We start from the raw sequence: 6,008 nt of genomic DNA, 5'->3' as shown, positions 1-6,008 counted from the left end.
GTTCTAAACTTAGAAAGCCAATAGCCGGCATAACAACCTGTACCCGAAGTTATATTCATCTTTATTATATGCAAATTGTAGGCGCAACAGCTTATTTACGTCTAGATTGCGATGCTTCACGTCCACGCCTCAGAGCAGTATACGAACGTTTTGGTTTCCGTCATCACAGTGATAAACAAGTTGGTGCTTATTTTGTCTCTCGCTACGAATATAAAATATCTCCACAAGCTATCTTCTGATTTTTGAACCAATTAAAAATGAGTTAGTAACTGCTGGAGTGCCAAAACAAGATATTATTTTGGGTTTTCATGCTTCTTATAAGCGGAAGTTTACTGAGTTTGCAACAGGTTAGGCAAAATAGCATCAGGAGTTATAAGTTATGAGTGATGAGTTGAAAATTCATAACTCATCACTTATAACTCATAACTCATAACTCATTTTCTGTAGCGATCGCTTTTGGGATATTGCTAACAGTTGCCAGTTGCACTGTAAAGGTAGAACCTTCAGATAATTTACTTTTTACAGAAATAGATCCACCACAGCGCAGTAGCAATTGCTGTATTATCGTTAACCCTAACCCAGCACCACCATAATCTTCGGTTGCTGTTGTACGCACGCGATAAAACCGATCGAAGATTTTGGGAATTTCGTTTTCGGCAATACCGATACCTGTGTCGCGGAATTCTAATTGGACATAATCGCCTTGACTACGGGCACGCACCCATACTTGACCTCCATTAGGGGTAAACTTAAGGCTGTTGTGCAGCAGATTAATCACAATTTGCCTCAGCTTACCACTCACGCACCAAACAGATGGGAGTTCAGTCGGTACGGTGTAGGCTAGCATAATTCCTTTTTCTTGGGCTACAGGTTGGTAGGTACTGACTACTCCAGGTACTATATCTGAGAGACGCACCAACTCCAAAGTCGTCCCCTCCAAATTCTGTTCTAGCTGCACCAGTTCCAAGAAACCAGTAATCAGGGAGTTTTGCTGATCGCACTGGGTATTTAACATCTGTAAATAACGTTGTCGTTGTGGGGGTTTAAGATTAGGGGAATTTAATAACGAAAGTGCTGTTTTCATGTGCGTCAAGGGTATACGTAGTTCCTGACAGACATTTTTCAGGTATTCATCTTTGAGTTGCTCTTTGTTGTGTAGTTCTTGATTTTGCTGCTCCAATTTATTAGTGCGTACTGTGATGATTTGACGATTAATTTCATCTTGTCGGAGGAGTTGTTTTGCCAACAATTGATTCATAAGTGCGCCTTGGGGCACGGTTGGACAAATAAAACTAGCAGGTAAAATTGAGGATGATTCTGGCGCAATCGCTTGTTGGATACTATTTAATACTTGCTGAATTACTCTCCCCTCAACAGTAGTTATAATCAGCAACGGCTGGTTTTTATTAGTATTTACCTTCCCCGATGTCTGATTTTTGCGTTTTTTAAGTGGTCGATGAGCCAAAATTAAACTGCAAAACTGGGGCGATAACACCATCAGAAAGTTTTCCCGTCGCATTTGGCTATCTGGTGGTAGATGAACGGGGACATAATGAGATGATGGGGATGAGGGAGATGAGGAGATATTTAATCTTCCCTCTCCCTTGTCTTCTCCTGCTTCCCCTTTGCTACTCTCCTCAATTTGGCAAGTATAAATGAGACTAGACGCACCTACCGAAGATTGATAACGCGCTAATTCTGATTGCCAAATTTTATCTGGTGGTAGCTTCACCCAGAGAGTGGCTGCAATTTGCTGCTCAATGAGTAAGTCAATTTGCGCTCTCACCAGTGATAGTAGAGTAGCAGGACTGAGGGACAATGGTTTAGGAGGCGCTTGCACTCCCATAACCAGTTGATAAACAGACAGATCCTTAACCAGAGAAACATTCATGAGTCAAGCACAAAAAGGATGAAGCAAGAAATAATTCTGTCTTCGATTTTCACCTTTATGTGTGCATTTTTTACAAAATCCCCACGGAAAGAAACATTAACTATAAAAAAGTCTACCCACGAGGGGGCAGGGGAGCAGGAAGTTTTTCTCCTCCGCCCCTCTGCCCCTCTGCCCCTCTGCCCCTCTGCTCCTCTGCCTCTTCCAATACCTAAATTAAACTTGTACGTTAAGTCTTTGCTGTAAAGCGTCGCGGGCGTGTTCTCGGTCGTCAAAATGGATTTTTTCGGTGCCGAGAATTTGGTAGTCTTCGTGACCTTTACCAGCAAGCAATACTCCATCACCGGGTTGTGCTTGTAAAATAGCGGTACGAATTGCGATCGCTCGATCGCAAATTACTGTTGGCTGCACTCTATCAGCTATTCCCGCCAAAATATCTTGCAAAATCCTTTCTGGATCTTCAGTTCGGGGATTATCTGATGTCACTACTGCCACATCAGCTAACTCAGCAGCGATTTTACCCATTTTTGGGCGCTTAGTGCGATCGCGATCGCCTCCACAACCGAATACACAAATCACTTTGCCAGGTATAAACGGACGCGCAGCTTTTAATAAATTTTCCAAGCTATCGGGCGTGTGAGCATAATCCACAATCACGCTAATATCTTGCTCGGTATTAATCTGTACCCGTTCCATCCGTCCGGGAACTCCAGGGAACTCAGGTATCACATCTGCCACTAACTGCAAATCTAGCCCTAAGTGTAAAACTGCTCCTACGGCTGCTAAAAGATTTTCTAAATTATATTGTCCGACTAGAGGCGATCGAAAAGCCACGTCACCTTTTGGTGTGTGTAATGTCCCACTAACACCATTTGGCTGGTAACTTAAATCGCTCATCCATAAATCAGCGGTGTTGTCGTTGACGCTGTAACTCCAAACTCGTTCGGAATCTAACGACGCAATTAACCGCTTCCCGTAGGAATCATCAGCATTAATTATTGCCCGTCCCTTGAGATAATCAGGGCTAAATAACAACGCTTTGGCAGCAAAGTAATCTTCCATATCGCTGTGATAGTCGAGATGGTCTTGAGTAAGATTACTAAATACCGCCACCTCAAATTCACAACCCAACACTCTACCTTGAGCCAAAGCGTGAGAACTGACTTCCATTACCCCGAACTCACTTCCAGCCTTTACCGCCTCTGCTAACTGCTGTTGTAGTTCGACTGCAAAAGGGGTAGTGTGGGCAGCAGTCTGCTCAAAACCTGCCCAACGAGTGTAGAGAGTTCCCATCAAAGCTGTAGCTAAATTAGCTTTGTTGAGTAGAAATTCAATTAAATGAGTAGTTGTAGTTTTACCATTTGTACCAGTTACGCCTACCAACTTGAGTTTTCGCCCTGGATAACCATAAAAAGCACTGGCTATCTGCGCACAAGCTTGAGTAATGTTACTTGCACTAATAACCACAGCCTGATTTGTGGGAGGATTTTTTTGTGCAGCTTCGGGAGAAACGATCGCAGCTACAGCCCCCGATGCGATCGCACTTTGCCAAAATTCCCCACCATCAACCCGCGTTCCTGGCATCCCAATAAACAAATCTCCCACACGACAAGCATGAGAATTCGTCTTTAAACCCCTAACTTCCACATCTTCCATTGGATAACTAGGCAATTGCTCAACACTGTCTACCGCTGTTAGTAATTCCCGCAATTTCATTTTGTGAACCTCGTCACATTCTTGATCTTGCGCTTATTCTGCATTATTTTTTTCTAATTGGCTAAATATTTACGCAACATTTGCTCCAACTGCTGCACGCTAGCACGAGGAGAAGGACGCGGCAATGGTTTCTCACTTCCCTCCGCGTCCTCTGCGCCTTGGCGGTTCGATAAATAAAGCACTGGCACCTCATACTCATACACAGCAAACCAATCTTCACGAGTCGTAATATCCCTAACTTCCAACTCGAAACTGAGATTTTGGATTTGTTCTAGCTTTTCTTGCAAGCCTTCACATAAATGACAGCCGGGTTTACTGTATAAAATTAATTGCATTCTTGATTTGAGTTGGCGCAAGAAGTTATAAGTTTAGAATAACGTAGACGCTTCTCCTGTCGGAGACGCTACGCGAACGGCTTGTCGCAGGCTACCGCAGAGGGCACGGAGGAAAAGGGTGAAAGCTCATTGATTCATGAAAGAAGTCGAATGACCAAATTCTGTGACAATGATTAACAACCAATCAGAATACTGTATTTAAGCTACTCATGAGCCAAAGTTCTCAAAACAGCCCTTTACCAGGCAAACCTGTTCAATCATATTTCCAGTGGTTATACGCCTTCTGGAAATTCTCTCGCCCTCACACGATTATTGGTACAAGTTTGAGTGTTTTGGGTTTATATTTAATTGCCATTGCTATCAATAGAGACGCGATTAATCATATCTCTACAGACGCAATTCATGGCGTTTCTACCTATTCCCTACTCCCTGTCTTCGGTGCATGGATTGCTTGTCTGTGTGGCAACGTTTATATTGTGGGGCTGAATCAATTAGAAGATGTAGAAATTGATAAGATTAATAAACCTCATTTACCCTTAGCGTCTGGAGAGTTTTCCCAGCAAACTGGGCAATTAATTGTCGCTTCTACTGGGATTTTGGCGCTGGTTGTGGCGTGGCTAACTGGCCCGTTTTTATTGGGCATGGTAGCAATTAGTTTGGCCATTGGTACTGCTTATTCTTTACCGCCAATTCGCTTAAAACAGTTTCCCATTTGGGCGGCGCTGTGTATTTTTTCGGTGCGCGGTACGATTGTTAACTTAGGTTTATATCTGCATTACAGTTGGGCGTTGCAACAAAGCCAAACAATTCCGCCTGTGGTGTGGGTGCTGACGTTATTTATTTTGGTGTTTACCTTTGCGATCGCCATCTTTAAAGACATCCCCGATATGGAAGGCGATCGCCTCTACAATATTAATACTTTCACCATCAAACTTGGCCCCCAAGCTGTGTTCAATCTGTCTCTTTGGGTAATAACTGCCTGTTATCTGGGAATAATTCTGGTTGGGGTGCTACGCGTCGCCTCGATTAACCCGATATTCCTGGTGGTTACTCATTTGGGGCTGTTGGCTTGGCTGTGGTTGCGGAGTTCGACGGTAGACTTACAAGAGAAAAGTGCGATCGCTCAATTCTACCAATTTATCTGGAAACTCTTTTTTATGGAATATCTGATTTTTCCTATCGCCTGTCTTTTGGCTTAGACAATGCTAGAAACCTTTCCCACTAGTTCGATTATCGCTGCTGTTGTAGTTGTTCTGAGTCTGTCAATCCTTGGCTATTTCGCTTGGAAAACTTTGATAACCTCAGACTTGTTTCAAAAAGGTATCAATCTTGCCCAAGCAAAAGATTACCAAGGTGCAGAAGCAGCTTTTCGCAAAGTGATTTCCATCAACTCTACTAATGATGTCGTGCGCTTGTTTTTGGGAGATGTTTTAAACCAGCAAGGACAAGTAGAAGAGGCAACAGAATTATTTCGGGAAGTAATTCGCCGCAGTCCGAAAAATCCTGATGCTTACTTGCGTCTGGCGAATATTCTCATGCAGCAAGAGCGAGAAGAAGAAGCTAAAACTAACCTGGTACAAGCTAAAGATTTATTACAAAAACAGCGCCAACCTGAAAAAGCTAAAAAAATCACTCAACTGTTAGATAAAATGAGTGCTAAGTCAAGCGAATCTTAAGTTTCATGAGAATTGCAGAGATTAAGTTTTCCTGTTGTGTCTCCTAACTTTTTGCCATTCCCATCATTATGGTGAGAATGGTTTTTATTTGGTCATTTACTATTATATACCATAATTATGTCCGCAATTTCCGCAAATTTGATCGCTCTCTTCACAGCCCTTACAATTGCAATCGGATGCGCTTCAAGCTCCATAGCCACCATTAATTCATTTAGGCTTTAGAAGAGAAAATATTAGGAATTTTAAATGATTGATTTTTGCAAAACAGCGATGATACTAACAGCCTTTTTGTTTTGTAAAGACATATTGTAGTTTCCTTAAGCAGTGCAGAAATTAAACAGTAATATTTTGGAACTAGAATAGTATTAAGCAACGGCAAAGATTTAGTAGTAG

Annotated in this window: 6 protein-coding genes and 1 pseudogene; 4 read left to right on the top strand and 3 right to left on the bottom strand. The window is 42.5% G+C overall.

Annotated elements, in window-relative coordinates; all coding sequences use genetic code 11:
• Positions 1 to 239, top strand: a pseudogene (locus tag V7K84_RS26295) (hypothetical protein); the annotation flags it as partial.
• Complete coding sequence (locus tag V7K84_RS26290) at positions 218 to 352, top strand: element excision factor XisI family protein (RefSeq protein WP_442941006.1); 135 nt, start codon at positions 218 to 220, stop codon at positions 350 to 352. The pseudogene V7K84_RS26295 and the gene V7K84_RS26290, both read left to right, overlap by 22 nt.
• Before the next feature lie 75 nt (positions 353 to 427).
• On the opposite strand, the gene V7K84_RS26285 is transcribed toward V7K84_RS26290, so the two are convergent.
• The 3 genes from V7K84_RS26285 to V7K84_RS26275 all read right to left on the bottom strand — a co-directional run bounded on the left by V7K84_RS26285 (position 428) and on the right by V7K84_RS26275 (position 3,939).
• Positions 428 to 1,891 (bottom strand): DICT sensory domain-containing protein, encoded by a 1,464-nt coding sequence (locus V7K84_RS26285; RefSeq protein WP_334842440.1) that lies wholly within the window; start codon positions 1,889 to 1,891, stop codon positions 428 to 430.
• Between the two features lie 213 nt (positions 1,892 to 2,104).
• Positions 2,105 to 3,604: a UDP-N-acetylmuramoyl-L-alanyl-D-glutamate--2,6-diaminopimelate ligase gene (locus V7K84_RS26280; RefSeq protein ID WP_334842438.1), complete on the bottom strand. Its 1,500-nt coding sequence runs from the start codon at positions 3,602 to 3,604 to the stop codon at positions 2,105 to 2,107.
• A gap of 53 nt (positions 3,605 to 3,657) precedes the next feature.
• Entirely contained in the window at positions 3,658 to 3,939 is a 282-nt protein-coding gene (locus tag V7K84_RS26275; protein WP_334842436.1) for a glutaredoxin family protein, read from the bottom strand.
• Positions 3,940 to 4,148: 209 nt separating this feature from the next.
• Between V7K84_RS26275 and V7K84_RS26270 the strand changes: the two genes are divergently transcribed.
• Together V7K84_RS26270 and V7K84_RS26265 are read left to right on the top strand one after the other, a co-directional pair.
• Positions 4,149 to 5,138, top strand: a complete 990-nt coding sequence (locus V7K84_RS26270) for a homogentisate phytyltransferase (protein WP_334842433.1) — start codon at positions 4,149 to 4,151, stop codon at positions 5,136 to 5,138.
• A 3-nt stretch (positions 5,139 to 5,141) separates the two neighbouring features.
• A complete protein-coding gene (locus tag V7K84_RS26265; RefSeq protein ID WP_334842432.1) occupies positions 5,142 to 5,615 on the top strand; it encodes a tetratricopeptide repeat protein in 474 nt (157 codons plus the stop codon).
• Positions 5,616 to 6,008: the final 393 nt, after the last annotated feature.

Origin of the sequence: Nostoc sp. (assembly GCF_036917315.1) — a bacterium.
Lineage (GTDB): Bacteria > Cyanobacteriota > Cyanobacteriia > Cyanobacteriales > Nostocaceae > Nostoc.
The sequence above is the reverse complement of the archived record's forward strand: the minus strand, read 5'-3'. Positions and strand labels throughout refer to the sequence as shown.